The 25,648-nt window shown below is 40.3% G+C and carries 28 protein-coding genes; 2 read left to right on the top strand and 26 right to left on the bottom strand.

Going from position 1 to position 25,648, the window contains the following annotated elements:
* Positions 1-6: 6 nt before the first annotated feature.
* The 16 genes from fliI to AC58PV_RS10965 form a co-directional block, all read right to left on the bottom strand.
* Positions 7-1,335 carry a flagellar protein export ATPase FliI gene (gene fliI / locus AC58PV_RS11040; protein ID WP_497432295.1) on the bottom strand — a complete coding sequence of 443 codons (1,329 nt, stop codon included), beginning with the start codon at positions 1,333-1,335 and terminating at the stop codon, positions 7-9.
* Positions 1,335-2,171: a FliH/SctL family protein gene (locus tag AC58PV_RS11035; RefSeq protein WP_497432294.1), complete on the bottom strand. Its 837-nt coding sequence runs from the start codon at positions 2,169-2,171 to the stop codon at positions 1,335-1,337. Before AC58PV_RS11035 ends, fliI begins: the two co-directional genes overlap by 1 nt.
* Positions 2,155-3,171 carry a flagellar motor switch protein FliG gene (gene fliG / locus AC58PV_RS11030; protein WP_068662580.1) on the bottom strand — a complete coding sequence of 339 codons (1,017 nt, stop codon included), beginning with the start codon at positions 3,169-3,171 and terminating at the stop codon, positions 2,155-2,157. The genes AC58PV_RS11035 and fliG overlap by 17 nt, the downstream gene beginning before the upstream one ends.
* 12 nt (positions 3,172-3,183) lie before the next feature.
* Positions 3,184-4,752, bottom strand: a complete 1,569-nt coding sequence (fliF, locus tag AC58PV_RS11025; RefSeq protein WP_497432293.1) for a flagellar basal-body MS-ring/collar protein FliF — start codon at positions 4,750-4,752, stop codon at positions 3,184-3,186.
* A gap of 41 nt (positions 4,753-4,793) precedes the next feature.
* Entirely contained in the window at positions 4,794-5,102 is a 309-nt protein-coding gene (gene fliE / locus AC58PV_RS11020) for a flagellar hook-basal body complex protein FliE (protein ID WP_497432292.1), read from the bottom strand.
* Positions 5,103-5,113: 11 nt separating this feature from the next.
* Positions 5,114-5,563: a flagellar basal body rod protein FlgC gene (flgC, locus tag AC58PV_RS11015; RefSeq protein ID WP_497432291.1), complete on the bottom strand. Its 450-nt coding sequence runs from the start codon at positions 5,561-5,563 to the stop codon at positions 5,114-5,116.
* Positions 5,564-5,569: 6 nt separating this feature from the next.
* A complete protein-coding gene (gene flgB / locus AC58PV_RS11010) occupies positions 5,570-5,977 on the bottom strand; it encodes a flagellar basal body rod protein FlgB (RefSeq protein ID WP_497432290.1) in 408 nt (135 codons plus the stop codon).
* Positions 5,978-6,203: 226 nt separating this feature from the next.
* Complete coding sequence (codY, locus tag AC58PV_RS11005) at positions 6,204-6,989, bottom strand: GTP-sensing pleiotropic transcriptional regulator CodY (RefSeq protein WP_056624907.1); 786 nt, start codon at positions 6,987-6,989, stop codon at positions 6,204-6,206.
* 36 nt (positions 6,990-7,025) lie between these two features.
* Positions 7,026-8,423, bottom strand: a complete 1,398-nt coding sequence (gene hslU, locus AC58PV_RS11000) for an ATP-dependent protease ATPase subunit HslU (RefSeq protein ID WP_497432289.1) — start codon at positions 8,421-8,423, stop codon at positions 7,026-7,028.
* Positions 8,424-8,511: 88 nt separating this feature from the next.
* Entirely contained in the window at positions 8,512-9,066 is a 555-nt protein-coding gene (gene hslV, locus AC58PV_RS10995) for an ATP-dependent protease subunit HslV (protein ID WP_497432288.1), read from the bottom strand.
* Positions 9,067-9,262: 196 nt separating this feature from the next.
* Positions 9,263-10,579, bottom strand: a complete 1,317-nt coding sequence (trmFO, locus tag AC58PV_RS10990) for an FADH(2)-oxidizing methylenetetrahydrofolate--tRNA-(uracil(54)-C(5))-methyltransferase TrmFO (protein ID WP_497432287.1) — start codon at positions 10,577-10,579, stop codon at positions 9,263-9,265.
* 12 nt (positions 10,580-10,591) lie between these two features.
* Positions 10,592-12,700, bottom strand: a complete 2,109-nt coding sequence (topA, locus tag AC58PV_RS10985; protein WP_497432286.1) for a type I DNA topoisomerase — start codon at positions 12,698-12,700, stop codon at positions 10,592-10,594.
* Positions 12,701-12,770: 70 nt separating this feature from the next.
* Entirely contained in the window at positions 12,771-13,862 is a 1,092-nt protein-coding gene (gene dprA, locus AC58PV_RS10980) for a DNA-processing protein DprA (RefSeq protein WP_497432285.1), read from the bottom strand.
* A 115-nt stretch (positions 13,863-13,977) separates the two neighbouring features.
* Positions 13,978-14,910 carry a succinate--CoA ligase subunit alpha gene (gene sucD / locus AC58PV_RS10975; RefSeq protein WP_057315715.1) on the bottom strand — a complete coding sequence of 311 codons (933 nt, stop codon included), beginning with the start codon at positions 14,908-14,910 and terminating at the stop codon, positions 13,978-13,980.
* A gap of 49 nt (positions 14,911-14,959) precedes the next feature.
* Complete coding sequence (gene sucC / locus AC58PV_RS10970; protein WP_068662589.1) at positions 14,960-16,120, bottom strand: ADP-forming succinate--CoA ligase subunit beta; 1,161 nt, start codon at positions 16,118-16,120, stop codon at positions 14,960-14,962.
* A 280-nt stretch (positions 16,121-16,400) separates the two neighbouring features.
* Entirely contained in the window at positions 16,401-16,658 is a 258-nt protein-coding gene (locus AC58PV_RS10965; RefSeq protein ID WP_497432284.1) for a hypothetical protein, read from the bottom strand.
* A gap of 193 nt (positions 16,659-16,851) precedes the next feature.
* Between AC58PV_RS10965 and AC58PV_RS10960 the strand changes: the two genes are divergently transcribed.
* Positions 16,852-17,547, top strand: coding sequence for a magnesium chelatase domain-containing protein (locus AC58PV_RS10960; protein WP_497432283.1), 696 nt, complete (start codon positions 16,852-16,854; stop codon positions 17,545-17,547).
* A gap of 48 nt (positions 17,548-17,595) precedes the next feature.
* The gene (locus AC58PV_RS10955) at positions 17,596-19,284 is read left to right on the top strand and encodes a recombinase family protein (protein ID WP_497432282.1); all 1,689 of its coding nucleotides are present in this window, start codon (positions 17,596-17,598) and stop codon (positions 19,282-19,284) included.
* Between the two features lie 303 nt (positions 19,285-19,587).
* Here AC58PV_RS10955 and AC58PV_RS10950 read toward each other — a convergent pair whose 3' ends face one another.
* From AC58PV_RS10950 to AC58PV_RS10905, 10 genes are all read right to left on the bottom strand, one after another.
* The gene (locus tag AC58PV_RS10950; protein ID WP_497432281.1) at positions 19,588-19,989 is read right to left on the bottom strand and encodes a hypothetical protein; all 402 of its coding nucleotides are present in this window, start codon (positions 19,987-19,989) and stop codon (positions 19,588-19,590) included.
* Between the two features lie 146 nt (positions 19,990-20,135).
* Positions 20,136-20,696: a M15 family metallopeptidase gene (locus tag AC58PV_RS10945; protein ID WP_497432280.1), complete on the bottom strand. Its 561-nt coding sequence runs from the start codon at positions 20,694-20,696 to the stop codon at positions 20,136-20,138.
* A 41-nt stretch (positions 20,697-20,737) separates the two neighbouring features.
* Positions 20,738-20,953 (bottom strand): hypothetical protein, encoded by a 216-nt coding sequence (locus AC58PV_RS10940; RefSeq protein ID WP_497432279.1) that lies wholly within the window; start codon positions 20,951-20,953, stop codon positions 20,738-20,740.
* Between the two features lie 409 nt (positions 20,954-21,362).
* Positions 21,363-21,518 (bottom strand): hypothetical protein, encoded by a 156-nt coding sequence (locus AC58PV_RS10935; protein ID WP_497432278.1) that lies wholly within the window; start codon positions 21,516-21,518, stop codon positions 21,363-21,365.
* 80 nt (positions 21,519-21,598) lie between these two features.
* Complete coding sequence (locus AC58PV_RS10930) at positions 21,599-21,889, bottom strand: hypothetical protein (protein ID WP_497432277.1); 291 nt, start codon at positions 21,887-21,889, stop codon at positions 21,599-21,601.
* Between the two features lie 127 nt (positions 21,890-22,016).
* Entirely contained in the window at positions 22,017-23,072 is a 1,056-nt protein-coding gene (locus tag AC58PV_RS10925) for a right-handed parallel beta-helix repeat-containing protein (protein WP_497432276.1), read from the bottom strand.
* Positions 23,059-23,457, bottom strand: coding sequence for a hypothetical protein (locus AC58PV_RS10920; protein ID WP_497432275.1), 399 nt, complete (start codon positions 23,455-23,457; stop codon positions 23,059-23,061). The genes AC58PV_RS10925 and AC58PV_RS10920 overlap by 14 nt, the downstream gene beginning before the upstream one ends.
* A 232-nt stretch (positions 23,458-23,689) precedes the next feature.
* Entirely contained in the window at positions 23,690-24,256 is a 567-nt protein-coding gene (locus tag AC58PV_RS10915) for a DUF4376 domain-containing protein (protein ID WP_497432274.1), read from the bottom strand.
* Positions 24,257-24,267: 11 nt separating this feature from the next.
* The gene (locus AC58PV_RS10910) at positions 24,268-25,170 is read right to left on the bottom strand and encodes a hypothetical protein (RefSeq protein ID WP_497432273.1); all 903 of its coding nucleotides are present in this window, start codon (positions 25,168-25,170) and stop codon (positions 24,268-24,270) included.
* Between the two features lie 4 nt (positions 25,171-25,174).
* Complete coding sequence (locus tag AC58PV_RS10905) at positions 25,175-25,642, bottom strand: hypothetical protein (RefSeq protein WP_497432272.1); 468 nt, start codon at positions 25,640-25,642, stop codon at positions 25,175-25,177.
* Positions 25,643-25,648: the final 6 nt, after the last annotated feature.

Raw genomic sequence — 25,648 nt, 5'->3', positions numbered from 1 at the left:
GGACCCTCATCCCTTATAAAATTCTTGAATTAATCGCGCTTGAGCTTCTTCGTAGGTCAGCTTTTCACTTGTTCGTTGTTTCGTAAAATCCCAAATGGCTTCGATGTTATCCATCGCAATATCAATATTTGGATTAGAACCTTTCTGATACGCCCCGATATTGATAAGATCTTCCGAATCTTTATATATAGAGAGAAGACGCTTAAGTTGATCCGCTGCTTCCATATGCTCTGTCGGTACAATTTCTTTCATGACACGACTTACACTTGATAAAACATCGATCGCAGGATAATGTCCCCTGTTGGCGATACTACGATTTAAGACGATATGACCATCCAAGATACCACGGACCGCATCTGCAATGGGCTCGTTCATATCATCACCATCAACAAGCACAGTGTAAAAAGCTGTAATAGAGCCCTTAGCACCTGTTCCTGACCGCTCCAACAGCCTAGGCAGCATTGCGAACACAGATGGTGTATAACCACGTGTTGCTGGCGGTTCACCAACAGCCAGTCCGACTTCACGTTGTGCCATAGCAAATCGTGTTACAGAATCCATCATCATCATGACATTTAAGCCGCGGTCTCTAAAATACTCAGCAATACTGGTCGCAATCATAGCGCCTTTAATCCGAATTAAAGCAGGTTGGTCGGAAGTCGCCACAATAACAACCGATCTCGCCAAGCCTTCTGGTCCGAGATCACGTTCAATGAAATCGAGAACTTCTCTACCGCGCTCACCAATCAGTGCAATGACATTGACATCAGCTGAAGTATTACGGGCAATCATTCCCATCAACGTACTTTTACCAACACCAGATCCAGCAAAAATACCAACACGTTGACCTTTACCAATTGTCAATAATCCATCAATACACCGAACACCAACAGAAATGGGATGAAGTACACGGGGACGCGATAAAGGATTACTCGGTAAATTATTTGTCGAATACTGCGCCATCCTTGAAGGCAAATACGAGCCGTCTAACGGTTGACCAAGACCGTCTAGAACTTTTCCTAATAACTCATGTCCCACCTGAACGGTTAACGGTTTTCCTGTCCCAACAACATCACAACCAGGGCCAATGGCATCAAGATCACCAAGTGGCATAAGAATAACTTTGTTGCTTCGGAAACCGACTACTTCCGCTTTTAATGGTTTATTTGATTTGTGCGGATAGATATAACAGAGATCACCTATACTGACATCAGGACCTTCAGATTCAACTGTAAGTCCAATGACTTGCGTCACTTTACCGTTCACCCTAATTGGATCAATCGTTTGTAAGACTTCCTTGTATTTATCCACCTTCGGGATCGATATCGGTTCCATTATGCTTCCTCACTTTGTAAGGCCAGTTGGAGCGCTGACTTAATTTCTTTCAGTTGCGTATCGAGTCTAGCATCAATGCTCCCGTATGAAGAACGAATGACACAGCCTTGATCTTGTACTGATGAATCTGGAATGATCTCGAGTTCAGCCTGTGAATCAATTGAAGTGATCAATTCTTCCCTCGCATCTTGAATATATGCAAATTGAGAAGGAGCTACACATAAAGTAATAATTCCTTTTTCACGTCTGCGTGCAAGTACTTTTTGAATGAATTCAATCACCCAACCAGGTTCGAGAGATAGTTGACGCACTATAATTTTTTCTGCAATAGAGGTACTTAAATCGATAAGAAAAGGTTCTGACTCTTGGATGATTTGCTGCTTCAGTTTGTAGGATTGTTCAAGAATGGAACGAGCTTCAGCGAGCATATCTTCATATTCTTTACGAAGTGTACTCTCTGCTTGAGCTAGACCTTGATGATAACCATCATCATATCCTGACTGCTTAGACGCATTTACTACCTCGATATCATCAGCTCGCTTACTTTCCCACCAACTCGCAATATCACGCTCTGTTTCTTCACGGATTAAGGCACATTCACGTTTGGCCTCTTCGATCTGTTCACTTGCAAATGCTTCGGCATCCTCTATTATTTGGTTCTTGAGTGAGGTTGCATCATTGATCTCCGTTTGCATTTCCGCTGAAATACCTTCATCAACAGGTGGCGAGTCCGTTGTAAGTATTAATGAAGAAAGAGCTGAAAATGTTTCAACAATCTTCTTATCTTCAAGAGGATAATATGCGAATGATTTAATGACATTAGACAATAATATCATCTCCTCCACCACGTGCGATGATGATTTCACCTGACTCTTCTAAACGACGAATCGTAGCCACGATGCGGGTTTGTGCTTCTTCCACATCACGCAATCGAACGGGTCCCATGAATTCCATCTCTTCTTTGAAGGTTTCGGCCATACGTTTGGACATGTTTTTGAACAACACATCGCGCACTTCTTCACTCGCAACTTTAAGAGCAAGTTGCAAATCGGCATTTTCAATATCACGAATGATTCGTTGAATGGAACGATTATCGATATTAACAATATCCTCAAATACGAACATCCGTTTCTTAATTTCCTCAGCGAGTTCTGGATCTTGAATTTCTAAAGAGTCCAGAATGGTACGTTCCGTTCCACGATCGACGCCATTCAAGATTTGAACGATAGATGCGATACCACCAGCATTCGTGTAATCCTGCGTGACAGTGGATGAAAGTTTCTGTTCTAATACCCGTTCAACCTGTGAAATAACTTCTGGTGATGTACTATCCATGAGAGCAATCCGTTTAGCAACATCAGCTTGTTTCTCCTGAGGCAGTGAAGACAGAATGATAGATGCTTGCTCGGCTTGCAGATAGGACAAAACAAGTGCAATCGTCTGTGAATTCTCATTCTGAATAAAGTTGAGAATTTGTGCAGGGTCCGCTTTCCGTGCAAAGTCAAAAGGCCTTACTTGGAGTGTAGCTGTTAAACGATTGATAATATCAAGCGCTTTTTGTGATCCTAGTGCTTTCTCCAAAATATCTTTGGCATAGGCGATACCACCTTGAGAAATAAATTCTTGTGCCAAACAAATCTGATGAAATTCGGCTAGAATTGAATCCTTTTCTAAGGTATCGACCTTACGCACATTCGCGATCTCAAGTGTTAATTGTTCAATCTCTTCTTCACGTAAATGCTTGAAAATTTGTGCAGAAACCTCTGGGCCTAAACTGATCAAAAGAATAGCTGCCTTTTGTCGTCCGGTTAACCCTTGTAAAGCGGCTCTGGCCATTCAGGTGCACCTCTATTCGTCTACTAACCAAGTACGCAGCAAGTTCACAAATTCTTCCGGCCGTTTTTTTGCAAGCGTTTCGAGCTGCTTACGTACTTGATTGTCATTCGTTACACTTTCAATATCAATCGTTGGAAGCTCTGCTTTTTGAGATGCAAGATTCATTTCCTGGTCTTGTAATTGTTGCGCTGCTTTCTTACGTTTTCTAATTACAAATCCAATCAATGCGCCAATTGCAAGTGCCGCTAACGCAAGTGCACCATACGTCAAGTAAGTAGATGTCTTCGTCGTACTCGCATCGGAAGTTCTTGCAAATGAATGAGCAAAAACCGTAACTTTTTTCTGTAAGTCTTCGTCTGTATAAGTAGTCTTATTATCAGCTAGTGCTGTTCTCACGATATTCACTAGCGCATTCTGAATAGCTGTTTTCGTTTCTGCAGTTAACGAATTTGGATCATCTCTTACTGGAGGCTCAATTCCGACATTAATACTGACATCTTTTACTACATACGGCGTTGAAATAATGTCATTGGTAATGCGGTCCACTTCATAGTTTACTGTTTTGCTATTTTTCTCTGATGTGGAGTTCCCATTGTTAGAGGCTCCTGGATAACCAGGCACATCCGTTTCGCCAGTACCAGGTACACCGCCTGTTTCAGTGCCTTTATTTTGATAAGATTCATTCGCTTCTTGCAGGGATATTTCAATCCCCTTTTGGTCAACTTGATTTGGGGCCCGTACAAGTTGTTCCTTCGTTTTCTTCTGATCAAAATTCATCGTTGTAAATACACTGACGCTCACTTTATCGCGTCCAAACATCGTGCTTAGCATGGAGTTGATGTTCTTCTGCAAATCATTTCTGAACTGGTTATTAATATCTGTATCTCTCGGTGTGTTATTAGCTTCACCACTAAACTTGTAGGAGAGCAAATTTTGATCTGAAATGGAAATATTCTCAATCGGTAGATTCTTAATACTATGTGATACTAAATTGTAAATCGTATCCACTTTAGCTTGATCTAGCGTGTAACCTTGTTTCACTTGAAGAACTACTGAAGCCGTAGCTTTCTCCGCTTGTTGTTGTAAGAATGGACCTTCTTCAGGAAGTGAAATATTTACCTTAGAGCTTGAAATAGCTTGATTTGCATTAATTAGTTGTTGAAGCTCTCCTTGAATGGCACTCAAATATTTCACTTTGAATTCATTATCCGTGATACCGAAGGAACTGCTTCCACTAAATACTTCAAACCCTAAGGATCCGTTCTTGTTCAACCCTTGTGATTCAACTGCCAGTTTGACATTGGCGACTTCACTTGTAGGCACTTCAATACTTTTACCATCTGCACTCAAGTGATAGGGAATTTTGGCTGTATCCAAATATGATTTAATATTAGCTGCATCACTTGGTTGAAGTTCTGTATAGGCCAGTGAATAATCAGTCTTGGATAAATTAACACTAATAATGGCGGCTGTTAGAACCAGAAGGAACACAGTAGCTATAAAAATTATTTTCGTCGTACGATTATAACGATTCCAGTATTGCTTCACCTTTTCCCAGTACTGGAGCAGGTTCTCGTTCACTCTGTCACCTCATTGACCCAAATTTAGCAGCATCTCTAAAGTTACAGCTGCATTCTCATAATTTCTTGGTACGCCTCTAAAACTTTATTTCGAACTTGAACTGTAATTTCAAGTCCCAATGAAGCTTTTTCAGAGGCAATTGTCAATTGATGAACATCGGAAAGTTCCCCTTTAATGAAGCTTTCGTTCAACTGATCAACCTGCTTTTGCTGCGCATTTAAATTAGTCATGGCATCATTCAGAAATGAACCAAATCTCTTGCCAAGATCATCTGCTCCCTCACCCGAGTTATCTTTCGGTTGAATGGAACTCATTATATTTATCGGACTATAACTAATTTTGTCAATCATCCCACAACCTCCTATCTACCGATTTCCAATGCCTTAGTAATCAAAGCTTTACTTGCATTCAGTGCTGTTACATTGGCTTCATAAGATCGTGTAGCCGAGATCATATCAACCATTTCTTTGGCAATATCTACATTTGGCATATACACAAACCCATTCGTGTCTGCATCGGGATGTGAAGGATTATAAACTTGCTTTACTGGAGAATTATCTTCAAATATTTTATTAACTCTGACACCTTCGCCCGTTCCATCCGCCATAGCAGAGTTAAGTGATTGCGCGAAACTCGGTTGGGATTTTGTTTCAAATGATACTAACTTCCTCGTATATGGCACCCATTTCCCATCTACAAATTTCGCTCTCGTAGTATCGGCATTAGCTATATTGGAAGATACAACGTCCATACGAAGTCGCTGTGCAGTTAATGCGGATGAACTAATGTCAAATCCGTTAGTAAGTCTCATTTCTTATTACTTACCCCCTAAGACTGTGTGCATTTTTTTGAAATCGCTGTTCAATTGTTGAACCAAAGCATTGTATTTAAGTTGGTTTTTAGCCATTAATGACATTTCATAGTCCATGTCGACATTGTTCATGTTGATGTTGATTGCTGTCGATTCGTCTGTTTTCACCTCGGAATACGGTAACTTTGAAGAATTACCTATAACGAAATGCCTGGGGTCTGTGCGATATCCCGATATAGCTGGTGTTCCCGAACTCATCTGATTTTGCAGTAGCTCTTCAAACACAACATCAGCACGTTTAAAGTTAGGAGTATCCGCATTAGCAATGTTATTCGCTACTACTTTTTGCCTTAGCGTCGATGCATCCAACGAACGCTCCATCATATTCCAAATAGGCTTGTCTAATAAAGACATAAACGATTCCCCTTCACACAAAAAAATATTCAGTAACTATTTCAACATCGGAAGATTTGATTCCTTCTTGTTTCGACATTATTCTCAATTTCCGATACAAAATAGTTCTATATGTAGAATTATGTAAACCTTTGACTTATACTCTTTATCATCTAAGATATTACGTTAAGTTTCAATAAGAAAAAAGCCCTATCTTTTTACCAGATAGGGCTTAACCTGTAATTCATTATAGTTTGGACTTCATTTGTTCAATACTTTGCATAAGTTGTTCATTTAGAATACGGATATAAGTGCCTTTCATGCCAAGTGATCGCGTTTCAATCACGCCAGCACTTTCCAATTTACGCAGCGCATTTACAATAACGGAACGCGTTATACCCACACGATCTGCAATTTTACTCGCCACCAGCAATCCTTCCTTGCCATCCAACTCTTCAAATATATGTTCAACAGCTTCCATTTCGCTGAAAGACAATGAGCCAATTGCGACTTGAACAACTGCTTTGCTGCGTGCTTCCTCTTCAATTTCTTCCGCGCGCTCTCTTAATATTTCCATGGCAATAACCGTTGATCCATACTCTGCGAGAACCAAATCATCATCAATAAAGTGACCTTCGCTTCGACTTAGAATCAAAGTGCCCAAACGATCGCCTCCACCAATAATTGGCACTAGCGTTGTATGCGTAGCTGGAAACATATCTTTCATCTGATCGGTGTAGTAGAAATACGGACTATCAGGTTCCGACGTCGATGAAGTCTCCTCAATTTTTAACAATAAATTATTAGATTCAATTGGAAATCTGCGCTCAATTAGAATCGTTTGATTCATTTCTGGAGAAACAGGATCATTCGTAACCGCGTAGCCCAAAATTTTACCCTTGCGGCTAACCACATATATATTTGCGATTACGACATCTCTTAATACTTCCGCCATATCCATAAAGCTTACCGCATTGCCCGCTTCTTTTTGGAGCAAACGATTCAGCCTTCTTGTTTTATTTAATAAACTCATCTAACTGCCTCCTACTACCTGCAACCTGCTTATTTCTTATAAGATGTACTGACTTAAATCTCTGTTCTGGACAATACTGCTTAGTTTCTCGCGAACATAAGCTGGATTAATCACGAGTGACTCTAATGTGATTTCTGGCGCTTCAAAAGATAAATCTTCCAACAATTTCTCTAAAATTGTATGTAAACGACGAGCTCCAATATTCTCTGTTTGTTGATTGACTTCAACAGCAATACGAGCAATTTCATGAATAGCTTCGTCTGCAAACTCAACTGTTATACCTTCCGTTTGCAATAAGGCTGTATATTGTTTAGTCAATGCATTCTTAGGCTCTGTTAAAATCGAAACAAAGTCTTCTAAAGTTAAATCGCTTAACTCGACACGAATAGGGAACCTGCCCTGCAACTCTGGGATAAGATCTGATGGCTTTGCAATATGAAATGCTCCTGCCCCGATAAACAACACATAGTCCGTCTTAACAGGACCGTACTTCGTCACGACAGTAGACCCTTCCACAATAGGTAAGATATCTCTTTGAACACCCTCTCGCGAAATATCCGGTCCACTTCCACCGCGGCTACTGCTTGCTATTTTATCAATTTCATCTATAAAAATAATCCCACTTTGTTCCGCACGGTTAATGGACTCCTGGATAACATCATCCATATCGATTAATTTCTGTGCTTCTTCTTGTGTTAAAACTTTTCTAGCTTCTTTCACAAGCAGTTTACGTCTTTTCGTCTTCTTAGGCAACAAACTTCCGAACATTTCTTGCATATTCATGCCTGCTTGTTCATTACCTTGACCACCAAGCATATCGAGCATAGAGGGAGTTGCATCTTCCACTTCAATTTCAACATGTTCGTTTTCTAATTTACCATTGGATAATTGTTCTGCGACTTGAGCTCTTTTAGAAGCCAGATTGGAATCAGGCGGCGTCTCTTCTTGCTCATCTTTATTTTGCCCGCCAAACAACATCTCAAGCGGATTACGCTGTGTTTTGGTACGAGTAGGACTTGGAGCAAGCAAAGTAACTAATCGCTCATTAGCGAGCTTCTCTGCACGATCCTTGACCTTCTCCATACGCTCTGCTTTGACCATACGTACAGATGTCTCCACTAAATCACGGACCATTGATTCTACATCACGGCCCACATAGCCAACTTCAGTAAATTTCGTCGCTTCAACTTTAATAAAAGGTGCGCCAACCAACTTCGCAAGTCTACGTGCGATTTCTGTTTTCCCAACACCCGTAGGTCCAATCATTAGGATATTCTTGGGCACAATTTCATCTCTCATGCTTTCCTCAACGAGATTTCTCCGGTATCGGTTCCGCAATGCAATTGCAACGGATTTCTTCGCTTTTTTCTGCCCCACAATGTAGCGATCCAGTTCATGGACAATTTGCTTTGGGGTTAGAGAGCTGTTTGCCATATGTGATACCCTCCTTATAATGTAGGCTAAAGCTAATTGATCAATTGAGAGCGTGTGCTAATGTTCCTATGTAAACATACGTTCTAGTCTATTCAATCTCTTCAACAATAATATTATGGTTGGTAAACACACAAATTTCTGCTGCCGTCGTCAGCGCGGCGTGCGCAATTTCCTTCGCACTAAGCTGAGGTGCATGTCGATGCAACGCTCTTCCTGCTGATAGTGCAAAACTTCCGCCTGAACCAATTGCCAATATGCCATCATCCGGTTCAATGACTTCTCCATTGCCAGAAAGCAACAATAGTCCTGTTGCATCCATAACAATCATCATCGCCTCTAATCTGCGAAGCACACGATCTTGCCGCCAATCTTTCGTTAACTCAACCGCAGCACGTTGAAGGTTGCCATGGTGCTCTTCTAGCTTTCCTTCGAACTTTTCAAATAGTGTTATCGCATCAGCAACGGAACCGGCGAATCCAGCAATGACTTTCCCTCTATGTAAACGCCGTACTTTTTTGGCCGTGCTCTTCATGATCATACTATTGCCAAATGTCACTTGACCATCACCGGCTATAGCTCCCTTACCTTGATGACGAATTGCGAATATGGTTGTTGCATGAAACGTTGCTTGATTGGGCTCCATTTCGATTCACCCCTCTATAAGAATTAATTCCGTTCAAGAGTTCTCTCCCTTGCAGTTGGGTCGCAAAAATGAGAGAAACCTCTAGCGAGGTCTAAAGGTTGAGCAGACCGCATCTAGAGGTAAATGTATGATCAAACGAATGAAAAATGCAATAAACATTAATTTATACTAACACAGTGGATCAGCTCATGACAACTTATACGGATACAGTATTCACAAAATTCTGAATACTCTCTAAAGCACGGTTAGCCAGTTGTTCATATTTCTCTTTTTTGTTTCGAATACGTTCTGGCAGTGCTGGTAGCAATCCGAAATTCGCATTCATCGGTTGAAAATGCTTAGACTCTGCCGCCGTAATATACTGTGCCATACTCCCTAATGTTGTTTCTGCAGGCAATACTACGCAATCTTGACCCTTCGCCATTCGACCTGCATTTAGTCCCGCAATTAAGCCAGAAGCAGCCGATTCCACATACCCTTCAACACCTGTCATTTGACCCGCAAAGAACAGATTCTCACGGTGCTTGTATTGGTAAGTAGGTTCAAGCAGCTTAGGTGAATTAATGAATGTGTTACGGTGCATAACACCATAACGAACGAATTCAGCCTGCTCTAACCCAGGGATAAGCTGCAACACACGTTTCTGCTCTCCCCATTTCAAATGCGTTTGGAAACCTACCAAGTTGTACAGGGTACCTGCCGCATTATCTTGACGGAGTTGCACAACTGCGTGTGGCATTTTACCTGTGTGTGGATTGATCAAGCCAACAGGTTTCATAGGTCCGAATAACACGGTTTGTTTACCACGTTTCGCCATCACTTCTAGCGGCATACAGCCTTCGAAATAAATTTCTTTCTCAAATTCCTTTAATTCTGCGACTTCCGCTGTGATAAGAGCCTCGTAGAATACGTTGAACTCTTCTTCTGTCATCGGACAGTTCAAGTAGGCTGCTTCCCCTTTATCATAACGTGAAGCCAAGTATACCTTATTCATATCTATGGAATCTTTCTCAACGATAGGTGCAGCCGCATCATAAAAGTATAAATACTCCTCACCCATTAGTGCTTTGAGTTCAGCAGCTAAGTCGGGAGATGTCAATGGTCCTGTAGCAACAACTGTGATTCCTTCTGGCAGTGCCTGAAGTTCTTCGTTACGAACCTCAATCAGTGGGTGGTTACGTAATGTGTTAGTCACAGCTTGAGAGAATCCATCTCGATCGACCGCTAGAGCGCCTCCAGCAGGTACGGCATGCTGGTCAGCACATGCAAGAATGAGAGAGTCCATTCGTCTCATCTCTTCTTTGAGAACCCCAACAGCATTCGTTAGACCATTGGAGCGTAGTGAGTTGCTGCATACAAGTTCAGCGAACTGATCAGTAATGTGTGCAGGTGTTTTCCTTACGTTACGCATTTCATATAAAGTAACAGGCACGCCTTGACGGGCAATTTGCCATGCGGCTTCACTGCCTGCTAATCCTGCGCCGATGACTGTTACTCTTTGATTTTCCGGCAAAATCAGACACCTCTAATCTTTCATATCTTCTATGTGATCGGATTCGTCAACGGCTTCTTCCTTATGATCACATTGTGTACATTGAATCATAACCCCATTCTTGCTTCTCTTCTCAATCATCAGAGAACTGCAAGCTGGACATGGTCGATGGACTGGTTTATCCCAGGAAACGAAGTCACAGGTTGGATATTGATCGCAACCATAGAATACACGGCCCTTTTTGCTTCTACGCTCTACAATTTTACCAGCGTGACAAGTTGGGCAAGTAACACCGATATCCTTAATGATCGGCTTCGTATTTCGGCAGTCTGGGAAACCAGAACATGCAAGGAATTTACCGAAACGTCCCATTTTATATACAAGGTGCTTACCGCATTTCTCGCATATTTCATCTGAAACTTCATCTTGAATTTCAATTTCTTTCATTTCTTCTTCTGCAAACTCTAGCCGCTTCTCAAACGAAGTATAGAAGGTATCCAGTACGCGGACCCAATCCTCTTTCCCTTCTTCAACAAAGTCCAACTCTTCTTCCATATGAGCAGTGAACTCAATATCCAGAATTTCCGGGAAAAATTCTTGCATAAGTTGGATCACGAGCTCGCCGAGCTCTGTTGGTACGAATTTCTTCTCTTCGATCGCCACATAGCCACGCTTCTGTATCGTTTCTAACGTTGGTGCGTAAGTACTTGGTCGCCCAATACCCATTTCCTCAAGCGCACGTACTAAGCGTGCCTCTGTATACCTTGGAGGTGGTTGTGTAAAGTGTTGCTTCGGTTCTACGCTTTGCTTGGCCAGTGAATCGCCTTTCGATAGAGGGGGCAACAGTTTATCTTCTTCTGTCGTCCCGTCATCATTGCTTTCGACGTATACTTTCATGAAACCAGCAAACTTCATTTTGGATCCATTCGCTCTAAATATGGTCTCTCCTGCGTTCAAATCAATCGTCATGGTATCCAAAATCGCGGATGACATTTGGCTTGCAACGAAGCGATCCCATACTAGCTTGTACAATCGGAATTGATCTTTACTCAAGAACGCTTTCATTTGATCAGGTTCACGCAATACAGAAGTAGGCCGAATCCCTTCATGCGCATCTTGTGCATTCGCATTTTTCTTCAGGTACTGACGAGGTGTTTCTGGATAGAAAGCTGGGCCGTATTTCGATATAATAAAATCTTTGGCTTCTTCTTGAGCAACAGGAGAAATCCGCGTTGAATCCGTACGCATATACGTAATTAAACCGACGGTACCTTCTTTACCCAAATCAATACCTTCATATAGCTGCTGCGCCACAGACATCGTCTTGGAAGCACGGAAGTTTAGTTTGCGAGCTGCTTCCTGTTGCATTGAGCTTGTAATAAAAGGTGGTGAAGGGTTGCGCCCACGTTCTTTCTCCTTCACTTCTTTCACAACAAACGCTTCATTACCCATAGCAGCAAGAATTACATCGACATCCTCTTGTGAGTGAAGTTCTTTTTTCTCACCGTTATGACTATGGTATTTAGCTTCAAAAACGGTTTTACCCGCATCAAGTACGGCTGTAATTGACCAGTACTCTTCTGGTTCAAACGCTTTGATTTCATTCTCACGGTCTTGAATTAACTTGACCGCTACCGATTGCACACGACCTGCTGAAAGTCCTTTCTTCACTTTTTTCCAAAGTAAAGGACTGATTTTGTAGCCAACAAGTCGATCCAAAATCCGACGCGCTTGTTGCGCATTGACTAAATCTTGATTGATGCGTCTAGGCGTTTTGAAAGCATCCTTAACAGCATCCTTCGTAATTTCATTAAATACAACACGACAAAGTTCATCTGAACCTACGTCGAGATAATGAGCCAAATGCCAAGCAATCGCTTCACCTTCGCGATCCGGATCCGCCGCTAGATATATTTTCTTAACTTTTTTACTTGCGTCTTTGAGTTCTTTAAGGATAGAACCCTTACCACGTATTGTTATGTATTTAGGCTCAAAGTTACGATCGACTTCAACGCCAATTTGGCTTTTCGGAAGGTCACGAATATGACCCATCGATGCTTTAACGATGAACTTACTGCCTAGATATTTGCCGATGGTTTTGGCTTTAGCTGGTGACTCAACAATGACTAACGAATCTGCCATGGTTCGTCCTTCCTCCCCTCTTGGTTTCAAGGTAAGTTTATTTGGCGAGAAGCAAAACTTCGTGATTAGCCTATGCTCGAATGTATGTTGAACCCGGAAGCTGTTTAATCGCCTTTTTCAATACCAAAGATAACAGAACTCCATGCAAATGTCCAAACGTAAATTGCGTCTCTTCTAATAAAGTGTCAATTGAGACTGGATCATCTGATAACTTTTGTACAATTTCGACCTCATCTTCCGTTAAAATAAAAGTCGTTTTTTGCTGTAATACGGACTTAATTTCATCTATATTTACAATGTGTTTATATTCTTCGACAATCTCTTGGGCACAGGTGACTAATTTCGCGCCATCCTTCAAAAGCTTATGTACACCACTGCTTTGTCGTGAATTAATTGGACCTGGAACCGCGAACACATCTCGTGAAGAATCTAATGCACACTCAACCGTGATTAAAGAGCCACTATCTTGTGCCGCCTCTACTACTGTAACACCCAATGATAATCCAGCGATAATTCGATTCCTCTGAGGAAACATGCCTGGTCTCATCCCTGTTCCTATTGGGTATTCTGAAATAATAACACCTTCTTGCTCTATGTTGCGAAATAACAGGGCATTCTCTCGCGGATAGATTGTATTAATCGCGCATCCAAGAACCGCCACCGTTTTGGCCTTCCCTTGCAGGGCTCCAATATGGGCCTTGCTATCTATTCCTCTTGCTAACCCGCTTACAATCCCAAATCCTGCTCGTGAAAGCGATGCTGCCCATTCCTCAGCTATTTTCTTCCCATAGAGGGTCGGGGTTCGAGTTCCCACAATACCAAGCAAGCGTCCATGCAAAAGAGATGAATCTCCTTTCACATATAACACCCATGGGGGCTGAGCAATTTCTTGCAGAATCGACGGATAATCTTCATCGAATCGTGTCATGATCCGGATAGACTGACTTTTATATTGGTGTATCTTTTGTTCAATAAAGACAGGCGTCAATCGTGTGGCAATCGTTTCTGCTACGGTTCTCCGAATTCCACATGCAGCGATCTCCCCTGCACTCTTCCCGATCAAAACATACAGTTCAGGGAAACAATGCAAGAGCTGGTGAATCGTTTTCCACCCTACTCCCTCTAGCTCATGCAAGCCAATTAAACAACGACGATTATCCATTAGTATATACACTCCTTCCAAGAATGACAAATCTATGCATCTAGCTGAAAATAAAAAAACCTCCCAAATCCCAATTAAGGGAAATGGAAGGTTGCTTACCTTCGTGAAACGAAGCTTATTTTTTTGTGATAACTTTATCAAGCATACCTTTTTCTTCAAGTACACTAACAAGAGTTGAACCCATTTCAGATGGTGTAGCCGCTACGCGAATACCACATCTTTCCATCGTTGCAACTTTCTCAGCAGCCGTACCTTTACCACCAGAAATAATGGCACCAGCATGGCCCATACGTTTTCCTGGAGGCGCTGTTTTACCGCCGATGAAACCAACGACTGGTTTCGTCATGTTTGCCGCAACCCACTCCGCTGCTTCTTCTTCAGCCGTTCCGCCGATTTCACCAATCATAATAACCGCGTACGTATCTGGATCTTCGTTAAAACGTTTGAGGATGTCGATGAACTCGGATCCTTTAACCGGATCTCCACCGATACCAACTGCGGAGGATTGTCCAATTCCGCGCGTTGTCAATTGGTGTACAGCCTCGTAAGTCAATGTTCCAGAACGTGAAACAACACCTACGTGACCTGGTGTGTGGATGTATCCTGGCATAATACCGATTTTGCACTCGCCTGGTGTAATAACACCTGGGCAGTTAGGTCCGATAAGAACGGTATTTTTACCTTCTAGGTAACGCTTAACGCGTACCATATCAAGAACAGGAATACCTTCTGTGATACAGATAACCAATTCAAGCTCAGCTTCAATCGCTTCGATGATGGATTCTGCAGCAAATGCTGGAGGTACATAAATAACGGATGCCGTAGCACCTGTTACTTTTTTCGCTTCTACAACTGTGTTGAAAACAGGCAGCTTAACAAGCTCACCATTTTCCAATGTGATATCTACAGTAGTGCCGCCTTTACCAGGAGTTACGCCACCCACCATTTGCGTGCCGTAGTCTAGACCGCCTTTGGTATGAAACAAACCCGTAGCGCCGGTAATCCCTTGAGTAATGACTTTTGTATGTTTATTGACCAAAATACTCATGATCGATTGTTCACATCCCTTATCTATTATTAAAACCGCTCTGGTTCTACTATTTAACTAGTGCAACGATTTTTTGTGCGCCATCAGCCATCGAATCAGCAGCAACAATGTTCAAACCGGATTCGTTAAGAAGCTTTTTGCCAAGCTCAACGTTCGTACCTTCAAGACGTACTACAAGCGGACGGGAAAGTCCAAGCTCTCTAGCCGCAGCGATAACGCCCTCAGCGATAACGTCACAACGCATGATACCACCGAAAATGTTAACGAAAATCCCTTTAACTTGCTCGTCGGAAAGGATGATTTTGAAAGCTTCTGTAACTTTCTCTTTCGTCGCACCGCCCCCTACGTCTAGGAAGTTAGCAGGGTCTCCGCCGTAGTGCTTGATAATGTCCATAGTGGCCATAGCAAGTCCAGCGCCGTTAACCATACAACCGATATTGCCATCAAGTGCGATGTAGCTTAGGTCATATTTGGAAGCTTCGATTTCTTTCGCATCTTCTTCTTCAAGATCACGAAGATCTACGATGTCTTTATGACGGAAAAGAGCGTTAGAATCAAAGTTTAATTTCGCATCAAGAGCCATAACGTCGCCAGAACCAGTTACAACCAATGGGTTGATTTCAGCAATGGAAGCGTCTTTCTCAACGAATGCTTTGTAAAGCGCAAGCATGAACTTAACTGCTTTGTTTACAAGCTCATTCGGGATATTGATTGCATAAGCAAGTCTACGTGCTTGGAAAGATTGAAGACCGATTGCTGGGTCAACCACTTCTTTGAAAATTTTCTCAGGAGAGTGTTCAGCTACTTCTTCAATTTCCGTACCGCCTTCTTCGGAAGCCATCAAAACGACGCTGCCTGTAGCACGGTCAACAACTACACCTACGTAATATTCTTTTTTAATGTCACAGCCCTCTTCGATCAAAAGGCGTTTTACTTCTTTACCTTCTGGACCTGTTTGGTGAGTGACAAGTACTTTACCTAGAATTTCGCTAGCATATGTACGCACTTCATCGAGGTTTTTGGCTACCTTAACGCCGCCTGCTTTACCGCGACCACCGGCATGAATTTGCGCCTTAACAACGACAACAGATGTTCCAAGTTCTTTTGCTGCTTCAACTGCCTCATCAACAGTAAATGCAACCTTTCCGTTAGGAACGCTGACTCCGTACTGTCTCAGGACTTCTTTGCCTTGATACTCATGGATATTCATTTCCTAAATCCTCCTATCAGTATGGACTTTCTATACGTGCTATACAGGGAAAAGTGTAATTTCCAATTGACGTTGCGCACGAGAAACGATCTTGCTACCGGAATTAGTATCACACTTCTTCGCAAGCCCTAACCATTGTATCACATTATTTTCGACAGTTTCTTTATTTTTTTCGTGAATTCATTCAAATTTATCTTTCACACTGAAAAATTTTAACTATCACGTCAAAATAAAAAACGTATTTCTCATATTACTGAAAAATACGTCTTGCTTCAATTGATTAAGAATACGATGTTGGTGCTGTATTTACCCGGGGTTCACGCTCTGCTTGTTTAATAAAACGCATTTCATTGCCTGAATAGTTACAGATTAGGCATTGAATCGTTGGCTCCGGCTCTGGTATGACGCCTGGATCATGGAATTCGGTAATACTCCCAGAAAGCGCATCTTTCAAAAAAGACTGCGAATAGCTCGTGATTACATTAAATTTAATACGATTGGAACGGCAATTGGGACAAAAATATGGTTTTTCCTGCATATCATCACCTCATCTTCCAGTATGTGCATGTCGCACATTTTTAAACCGTGAAAGTTCTATACCGTATTTGCGTAATTTTACCAATTGCGATTATAATAAAAGAAATCAATCGGATCAATGAGGAAGCACCTTTTATCCAATTCGAAGCTCAGTCTTCCGACTGTGTATTCCATGGAGAAGAAGGTGTTTTTCTATGTATGGCAAAGTGATGAGTGCTTGTTTACAAGGAATTGAGGGACGCACGATTGAAGTTGAAGTCGATATTTCAAGTGGTCTACCTCAAATAAACTTAGTTGGGTTACCGGATTCAGCTATTCGTGAATCTGTTGAACGCGTTCGATCATCGATTAAAAATTGTGGTTTCACCTTCCCTATGGATCGGATTACAGTAAATCTCGCCCCAGCAGATTTGCGCAAGGAAGGTTCATCATTCGATCTCGCCATTGCAGTTGGTATTCTCGTTACTACTGGCCAAGTCCATGTGGAAGACTTCGCCTCCACCTTATTTCTAGGAGAATTAGCATTAGATGGTTCTCTTCGTCCTATTCCCGGCGTTCTATCTATGGTTCATGCAGCCAAGAAGATGGGTATTAAACGAGTCTGTCTATCAACTGCGAATGCACAAGAAGCTGCTTTAATAGCAGGTGTAGAGGTTTGTGTGATTACGAACCTATCTGATTTCAATAAATGGAACAAATGTTCTCACGTTGAATTTATTTACCAAGCTGCCGAGCGTGAATCTACTGCATTTTCCAACTCTGTCAATTCTCTCCCCACTTATGTTGAAGATTATGCCGATGTAAATGGGCAGCATCAGGTAAAGCGTGCCATGATGATCGCTGCCGCAGGGATGCACAATTTGCTTCTATTATGGCACGTTGCCAAGTGAATTTATGGATGGTAAAATTTATTATAATTAACATGAGGAGAATACCAAATGAAACCTATAAATGTTGTCGGATACGTAAGAGTTTCGACAGAGAAAAATGAGCAAGAGGGTAGCTTTGAATCACAAAAATTAAACATTGAAGAAGTAATCAAAGAACGTTATCCCCACTTTAACTTAATACATGTGTACAGTGACAAGAAAACAGCTACCAAATTTAAGCGTCAAGGTTTTCTTGAAATGATTGAGGATGCAGGAGTCAGAGTTACTATTGATAACAAGTCAAAGAAGATTCACTTCGACCATGATCATCATTCTGTACCTAAGTATAAATATATCTTAGTGTCCAATCTTTCTCGATTTGCAAGGCAAACGGGAATCGCTGATCCACTTGAGGAACTTAAACGTAAAGGCGTTTACGTTATCTTCCTTGACTCAGGAAAATCAACTGAGAATGATTCAGATGCTATGTACATTGATCTGATGTTTACTTTTGCAGCTAATGAATCACGTGACAAGAGTATTAAGATGAAAGATGCACTAAAAAGAACAGCATCACGCGGCACACTTATGACTAATGGCAAACTGTTTGGGTATGACTATGTTAATGGAAGCAAAGAATTAACTATTAATATAGAAGAAGCTAAAACTGTTAATAGGATATTCGAATTGTATACCGCTGGAGAAGGTTTCCGACGCATTTCAGAAAATTATGATCTCAAAACTCGAAACGGTAAACAATTCACGATTTCAGGCATCAAAAGTATACTGAACAATGAAAAGTATTATGGTTGCCTTGTAAGAAACAAATGGACAGATGGAGTTGTATTTAGCAAGCACTCACCTAGAATTAGAGACAAATCAGAATGGAAAGTAAATGAGGATGTAATCCCTGCTATTATCAGCAAAGAAACTTTCGAATTAGCACAAGCCTTACGAAAAGAAAAAGGCGATGGGCAACGTGGGATTTATAAAGGAACAAGCGAATTTGCAGGAAAAATTAAATGTGGAAAATGTGGTTCAAGTTATGTTCGAAACGTTGATAGAGGGAAACCATTCTATATTTGTAGCATCAAGAAAAAGAAAGGTGTCAAAGCATGTAATGCGATACATTTATATGAAAATGTACTAGAATGGTCATTGCTATCGTGGGCTGAGGATGGGATCAAGTCAAGTCTTGAAAGTTTAAAAGAAGAGTATATTCTTGACCTTGAACGAGTAAAAGTAAAACTCTTAGAAAAAGTTGATAACCAACAGGAGGATAAAGCTGATTCAATAAGATTTAGACTCGATGAACTAAAGGTGCAGCGCAAAAACTTATTGAAAGAATATACTAAAGGCAAATTTATGGAATCTGAATTAGATGAACTAATGGAAGAAATTACTTTAGAACAAAATGACTTAAATATTCAATTAGAAGAAGCTGTAATGTCAAATGAAGACATACTTAAACAGATTACCAATATTAATGGAGTAATTCCAACCATCACTAATTTTAAGGCTAGAGACGATTATACGCGAGAAGAAACTATAGGTATGATTGATAAGATAGTTATTCAGCAAGCTGAGTGTGCAGATAGTGGAGATGATTTACTTCTAATTGATTATTATTTCAATTTATTTGAAAAATTAAGTAATATTAGCACTGATTTACTTGATAGCGAAATCCATAAAACATTTTCCAGTATAAGTCTTATATGGAATAGGACACTGAATGAACCAAGATACCATCTAGATTAATAAAGATTAAGCCCCAATTTCGGGTTCACCATGGATACTAATCTCTCCTGCACTTACAGGAAGAGACTTTTTCGTCAAACTTTGAGCCTTTCTGGGTTTTACCTCTATTGCATTCCAATATAAAGTCAAGAGACATCTTACACATACATTTCATGTCGTGGTATGAGCTCTGTAAAATAGCAAGAAGCCCATGCAATAATTTGCACAAGCTCATCTTATCTCTTATTAGAACGAGGCTTTATTTTCAAATTTGGAATTCATGAAATTCAAAATAACAAAAATGTCTCTCCCAATTTCTTTTATTCAATCTTCACATCTAGCGCAAATTAGTATGCAAGTTGCGAACGATGAACCTTTGTTGGAACTTAGCCTGACTTCTATTCTTGACCAAGGGCCATCCCCATTTCCCGATGACATATATTCTTGTTCTATATTACCTTCAGGTGGATAGAACTCATTTTCACCTTTCATAAGATGGTAATGTGATCCTTCAATCGTCGGAATCCCTGTCTCTCTTTCTGTAACTTCTGTGGGGTTCATAATAAACTCATCTAGAAGCGCTTGATCTTCCAAAAGTCTTGCATGAAATTTGACGTATGCCGTATGATCATACTTTTGATAATGCTGATGAATCTTTAATGTCATGTCTTTTACATCGTCTACAGCTTTTCTTGCTGCTATCATGTCAATAGTTGCTATTGTCACAAACAATTCCTCCAATTACTTTTATTTGATTTATTTTACATTTTTAATGTTCCTTTCCATTTATTTTTTATTCAAGAAGATTTCCCACTTTTCTCATACCAACAGATGATAAGACTATAACAATTATCTCGCTTTTCTCAGGGTAACTACTCCTCTTCCCTACCTACAGCAACTCTCAATACATTGGCCACTCGATGAGTCTCATTTTGAATGTCCATATTCCCATCCATGTCATGCCAATACTTGCTCATAATAGCTAAGATAAACTCTACGTCTTCACTTCTCATATCTAACACCTCTTGTTCTGGTGGTTTCTTACCTGCCAGCAAATCATTAATACTAAGTCCAAATGTCATCTCTAGATGTGGATAATCAACAAACCCAGTCCAATCTCCTCCCCATGAGAATCCTAGACTCTTGCCAATCTCCACTACTCTTTTCCACTTGCTATTTACTGTCCATAATATGCTATAACCATCATCAGAAAGTAAGGCGAAGTCTATAGCCAAACCATAGTTGTGATAGCTATATCCTGCCTTTGCGTTCGTTACAATAGCTCCTGAAATGGTTCGTCCTTGGGCATATAAGGCTGCCTGCTCTTCCATAGTTCGTAGCCCTTGAACAATGACAATATTAATGCCCTCATTATATGCAATGGTAATAAGCTGTCTAGTCAGATGTGCTACGGTTGGATACAACTTTGTCACTCTTGCTTCACTCTTATATAGCATCTGAGCAATGTTTAGCATTAGACTTTCTTTCCCTTGAATAAACTTTTTAAAGAAGATGCTTCAAAAGTCACCCCAAATATAATTGAAGCAGCGTAGCTTATGACATCAGCATAAAAATCGATCTCAGAGTCAGGAATCCCGTGACCGTATCTAGATGCGATCATATTTCCGATTCCGAAAACAGCAAAAATAAGCGATACATAGCGTAGCACCTTGGTCTTATCAATATTCATTTTTTCATTCTTCTCCTTTATTATGTATGATTGTAGACAAAACAAAAAAGTCATTCCGTTTTTAGTGGAGTGGAATATATATTACAAAAAAATGCATTGTGACTGTTTACCGTCTAAATTGTTTTTGTCGCAATTTCTTATCATGTTCTTTCATGTAACTACTAGCAGTGATAATATTAACATCACGATACTTTTTTAAATCTAAAAGTCCATTTTGAAAATCATTAGTTATTAAATGGTTAGCTCCAGAGGAAACTGCCAACTCAATGAATGGCTGATCCCCTCTATCCCAAGATAAATTTTCAAGTTTTTGCGGTGATTTTACCCTAATATTCTTTCATCACTTTTAAATCCATTAGAGAATATTGCATTAATAAAGATATTAGTATCTACAACTAATAGATCCATCCTATTTGTATGTGTCTCTTAAATTTGATAAATCTTTTTTAAGATCCTTCGCATCAAAGTTACCATGCTTCATTGCCTTATCAGCGATCTGTTTCATACGTTTCCAACCAGTTGGAACATCTGCTTTATGTAGTGTTTTAGGCATAACCATTCCCATAGTTTTTTCTCCTCTTTTCTCAGATATTTAAAATACCGCAAAGAATAATTGCGCAAGTTATAATTGCGATATAATAAATATCACTTCCACAAAGCCACCATAGCAACAATCACCGCGGCAAAAGATGGCATTAACCCTAACCAAATAGGTAGGTTATTTTTGTTGGATTGTTTATCTGCTTTCAAACTCGCTATTTCACGGTCACGTATCTCAAGTTTACTTTCAAGCACATCTTTAGTAACATAAGTTTCTTCCCGAAGCATTACAATTTTCTTTAAATCATATATAGCTTCTTTAATGGCCACTAACTCAGTTTCAACACGAGTTTCCAGCCTCATAATACGTTCTTCAATAGTTAACTCATTTCCCACATTTTTCACACCTTTCAAATACTCAAATATACTACTGTTTCCTCCGTATTTCTAAGGTGAATATCCAATAAAACTATGCTTTTATTGACATATCAAAAAAGTCACCCTACATATGAGTGACTTTTCTTTATGCTCTCGTTAAATCCGCGGCACCAATATTATTACTTACTTTCACAAGTGTACAATCACCATCAATCATGATTCCTGTGCTGAGATTATCTTCAATTATGTTATTATTAACGATTAGTCCACTAACCGCGTATGCCTCAATTCCATAACCTTGAGTCGGTGAGAAATCTGTACATGAGATCATATTTCCAGAAATAATCCCTCTACGGTTGTAGCCGATAATAATCCCAGCTGAATAGACATTCACCCTACCGTTAAGGTGAATGTTGTTATTCGTGATACTGTATTGCTTACCACCAACATATCTTATTCCTGATTTACCGTTGTTACGTATATGATTAAATCCAATTAGAACTCTCGCACTTCCTTGGTCAATCTCAATACCAAAACCTTCATTGGATAGAATTTGACTATCAGATACACCTAAATTACCCGATGCAATTGGTGTTGTATTTGTTACTGTTAGGCCATTTCCACCGTTAAATTCTAGGTTACATGTCGTGACATTTACATCTGCTACAGAATCAATAAATATAGCATGACGAGTGTTAGATTGAATGAAGCAGTGATTGATATGAACCTCATCATTACCCCTGAAAAGTGTTGTGTCTATTGGATCGAAGTAGCCGACAACTTGAAGTCCATCTCCATAAACATCAGTAATTCGACAATTCAGAATGAATGAAAAGTACACAGCTTTAAACTTAATCCCTGAGACAATGGTTGTTTGATTTCCCTTGTTTCCATCTATTTTTAACCCAACGATAGAAGAATATGGACACTGTTCCATTAGTAGCACATCTTTATTACTATTGGCCTTTAACTTAAGAGTTGCACCATTACTATAGATGTTTACATGATCCTTACCAAAGAGTTTTAATCCACTCACTATATAGATTCCATCAGGAATAAAAATTGAAGAATGAGAGGTGACACTATCAAAGCAAGCTTGCATCGCTGCTGTATCATCTGTAACTCCATCACCTTTAGCTCCGAATGCTTTAGGGCTTAATATGCTGTGAAGATCTTCAACATTAGGATTATACCGCGACATAACTAACACCCTCTCCGCTCACAGATGCGTCTATCCATATTAGATTGGTGTTCGAAACTGTAAAGGTAAAACTCCCATCTCTCTTTAATTTAACGCCATATACAGTTGAAGAAACATCACTACCTCCAGCATAGATAATCCCAGTATTTGTATCTTTAGAGATAACAGTTACTTCACGACAGGCGTAGGGCGGAAGTTGTACTCTCGTTCCCGCTGTAGTGACGTTTTGTAGCGAACCTTTTAAAACATTACTTCCTGTTAATTGCATAAAAGCAGACCCGTTCGAACCTTGTAGTGGCTCATTGTCATTTATGGATGAATTAAAATATTGGGGTACTGCTTCTCCTGCTGAATTTCGTTTTAATATTTTATCAAACCAAGCCATCTAAAATCACTTCCTTATTCACTTCTATTTCCCTCGTCTGTTTCAATTGACCTTTTGCAATGCTCCTTATCAAAAAAATCCAAAAATCTGCAAATAAAAAAGCACACCTTACAATCGGTGCGCTTTCCCATTCTTGAGGAGATTGTTTCGTCTGGGTAGCCTCCTAACAGTGTGTTTATTAGTTGATCGATGGAGATGAGAAGATTCCAAATGTATCTTTTCATAACATGTTTCACCAATGTATCGATTCACGTTCTTCGTCAGTAGTTGCGTCAAGGACAGCAGCCTTCAGTGTCTTATATCGTTGAATATTTGTATTCTTGTGCGCGAATCCATCATAATAGACAATTGTAAATTGCACTTGATTATGCAGAATTTCACCTGCGTCAGTCTTCCACTTTATTTCAGTAATTACACCGTCTTTGAAAGCATCTTTTGTACCGATGAAATTGATCTGGGCTTCATAATCAAAATCATACGTATGAGGAGTTCCTAATGCATTCGATGTGAAACCTGCTAGGATTGCCGCATTACATGCTGCATTAAGCTCTGCTATCTTTGTGACTGGTGAAACGGCATCAGGATCAGGGAAATATCTCTGCGATCTTGCTAGTTCAACATACTCACCTAATTCCAAATCAAAGGAATAATTGATATCTTCAACATTCAGATTATCAATTCTTATTGTTTCTGTTTTACTTAAAGCACCAATTGTGTAGCTTATATAACTCGTTTCGTCATTGTCATCAACTTCTTTGACTACAACATCAGAATCAACTACTGAATATAATTTAGGCACAATACTTCCTCCTATGTTCCGATATGTAAAGCGTAACGAGCAACAACGCTAAAAGTTGGCTGTGTTGCTGTCCAAGGAGCCTCAGTAACCTCACCATAAACTTCTATTTTGCAGTTTTTCATGAAGTAAATAGGATCTGTACGTTGAGTTGCTAAATAATAGGTGTCTCCACCAGTACCGAACTGATCTGAAATAAATATCATACCGAGTGGAAATGAGGAGTAGTAACTGGAGTTAGGTGGTAAAACAACTGTTGCTGTCTCTACTTGATCATCAATCGTAAGTCTAGCCTTTAGGGTACTTCCCATGTAGTAAGTATCGTCTCCCGAACTCGTAGTACCCGTAGCACCTTGCGCTTGAGCGTACATTAGAATTCCTCTTTTGTTTTGGATATCTAATGCGGTATGCCAAACGCCTTTTGCCTTAACACCTCCAAATGTAGCTGTTCGTGTATATGTTGCTTGTATTGCTGAACCTCCACCCACTGGATACCACCCTCCTAATGTTGTGTTATACCATTCTAAGTACAAGCCGCTTGAATGTACCCGCATCCTGTTATCATGCCATAACTCATATGCAGTTGCTCCCATGCTCCAACCGCCGACTTTCCATTTGTTATCAGTATCGATACCAAAATGAGCCGCATAAAGCCCTTGTCTGTGGAATGACATATATGCTGCATCAGATGCTGTGCCATTGTTTTTAACTTCTAGTTTTGAGTTACCTATAGCTACTCCGATAGCGCCAGTTGTAGCGGCAGCACCTAAAGCTCCTGTCATAGCTCCACCACTTCTAGCAAGAGCCGCATCAGCTGTAGTATGTGCGGATGCAATACCTGCCTCAATCTTATTTAATTTCTCTGCTGAAATACCAGGAGCACCTCCTGCATTCCATATTGTTTTTTCGTAAGCCACTATTTCACCCTCTTAAAATTGAATCTGTTCGGACGAATTGAATACTTTCCAGATTTGTTTTGTTGCGGTCATAAAGAATACGACTTATCATAATTCCTGAATTCGCTGTACTTGTTGCCGTAGCTCCTGCGAATATGCCAATCTCCTTAATATGAAAAACTGCCTCCGAATCTAATACCAATGCCGTAGATCTCAATTGTCCTACACTAAGTTCAGATTTACTTACGAACGTTGTCCTAAACCCTTCTGCACCTAATTGAGTCTGTGAATCATTTACTGCAATATTAGATGTTCCTACCGCTAAATACTTTAATTCCACATCGGATACAGTTCCTTTAAGAGCATCGCGAATCATATTTAATCCAGCATTTGTTATTCGATTCTTTATCTGTTGTCGTTCTTTTGTTCCATCAATATGGGTGATTAGAATCTCATACTCACCTAACCACCCCATTAATAAATTTTCTCTCATCTTATA

This window comes from Paenibacillus sp. J22FR83, from assembly GCF_059691955.1.
This window is presented reverse-complemented; position numbering and strand designations above follow the sequence as displayed.

What these genes read in the sequence shown, in the direction of transcription:
- AC58PV_RS10960 (WP_497432283.1), top strand. Translation starts at nt 16,852, where the DNA reads ATGTATGGCAAAGTGATGAGTGCTTGTTTACAAGGAATTGAGGGACGC.
- sucD (WP_057315715.1), bottom strand. Translation starts at nt 14,910, where the DNA reads ATGAGTATTTTGGTCAATAAACATACAAAAGTCATTACTCAAGGGATT.
- AC58PV_RS10935 (WP_497432278.1), bottom strand. Translation starts at nt 21,518, where the DNA reads ATGGGAATGGTTATGCCTAAAACACTACATAAAGCAGATGTTCCAACT.
- dprA (WP_497432285.1), bottom strand. Translation starts at nt 13,862, where the DNA reads ATGGATAATCGTCGTTGTTTAATTGGCTTGCATGAGCTAGAGGGAGTA.
- hslV (WP_497432288.1), bottom strand. Translation starts at nt 9,066, where the DNA reads ATGGAGCCCAATCAAGCAACGTTTCATGCAACAACCATATTCGCAATT.
- flgB (WP_497432290.1), bottom strand. Translation starts at nt 5,977, where the DNA reads ATGTCTTTATTAGACAAGCCTATTTGGAATATGATGGAGCGTTCGTTG.
- fliG (WP_068662580.1), bottom strand. Translation starts at nt 3,171, where the DNA reads ATGGCCAGAGCCGCTTTACAAGGGTTAACCGGACGACAAAAGGCAGCT.
- codY (WP_056624907.1), bottom strand. Translation starts at nt 6,989, where the DNA reads ATGAGTTTATTAAATAAAACAAGAAGGCTGAATCGTTTGCTCCAAAAA.
- AC58PV_RS10955 (WP_497432282.1), top strand. Translation starts at nt 17,596, where the DNA reads ATGAAACCTATAAATGTTGTCGGATACGTAAGAGTTTCGACAGAGAAA.
- fliI (WP_497432295.1), bottom strand. Translation starts at nt 1,335, where the DNA reads ATGGAACCGATATCGATCCCGAAGGTGGATAAATACAAGGAAGTCTTA.
- AC58PV_RS10920 (WP_497432275.1), bottom strand. Translation starts at nt 23,457, where the DNA reads ATGGCTTGGTTTGATAAAATATTAAAACGAAATTCAGCAGGAGAAGCA.
- sucC (WP_068662589.1), bottom strand. Translation starts at nt 16,120, where the DNA reads ATGAATATCCATGAGTATCAAGGCAAAGAAGTCCTGAGACAGTACGGA.
- AC58PV_RS10925 (WP_497432276.1), bottom strand. Translation starts at nt 23,072, where the DNA reads ATGTCGCGGTATAATCCTAATGTTGAAGATCTTCACAGCATATTAAGC.
- topA (WP_497432286.1), bottom strand. Translation starts at nt 12,700, where the DNA reads ATGGCAGATTCGTTAGTCATTGTTGAGTCACCAGCTAAAGCCAAAACC.
- flgC (WP_497432291.1), bottom strand. Translation starts at nt 5,563, where the DNA reads ATGAGACTTACTAACGGATTTGACATTAGTTCATCCGCATTAACTGCA.
- AC58PV_RS10965 (WP_497432284.1), bottom strand. Translation starts at nt 16,658, where the DNA reads ATGCAGGAAAAACCATATTTTTGTCCCAATTGCCGTTCCAATCGTATT.
- hslU (WP_497432289.1), bottom strand. Translation starts at nt 8,423, where the DNA reads ATGGCAAACAGCTCTCTAACCCCAAAGCAAATTGTCCATGAACTGGAT.
- AC58PV_RS10940 (WP_497432279.1), bottom strand. Translation starts at nt 20,953, where the DNA reads ATGAATATTGATAAGACCAAGGTGCTACGCTATGTATCGCTTATTTTT.
- AC58PV_RS11035 (WP_497432294.1), bottom strand. Translation starts at nt 2,171, where the DNA reads ATGATATTATTGTCTAATGTCATTAAATCATTCGCATATTATCCTCTT.
- fliE (WP_497432292.1), bottom strand. Translation starts at nt 5,102, where the DNA reads ATGATTGACAAAATTAGTTATAGTCCGATAAATATAATGAGTTCCATT.
- AC58PV_RS10905 (WP_497432272.1), bottom strand. Translation starts at nt 25,642, where the DNA reads ATGAGAGAAAATTTATTAATGGGGTGGTTAGGTGAGTATGAGATTCTA.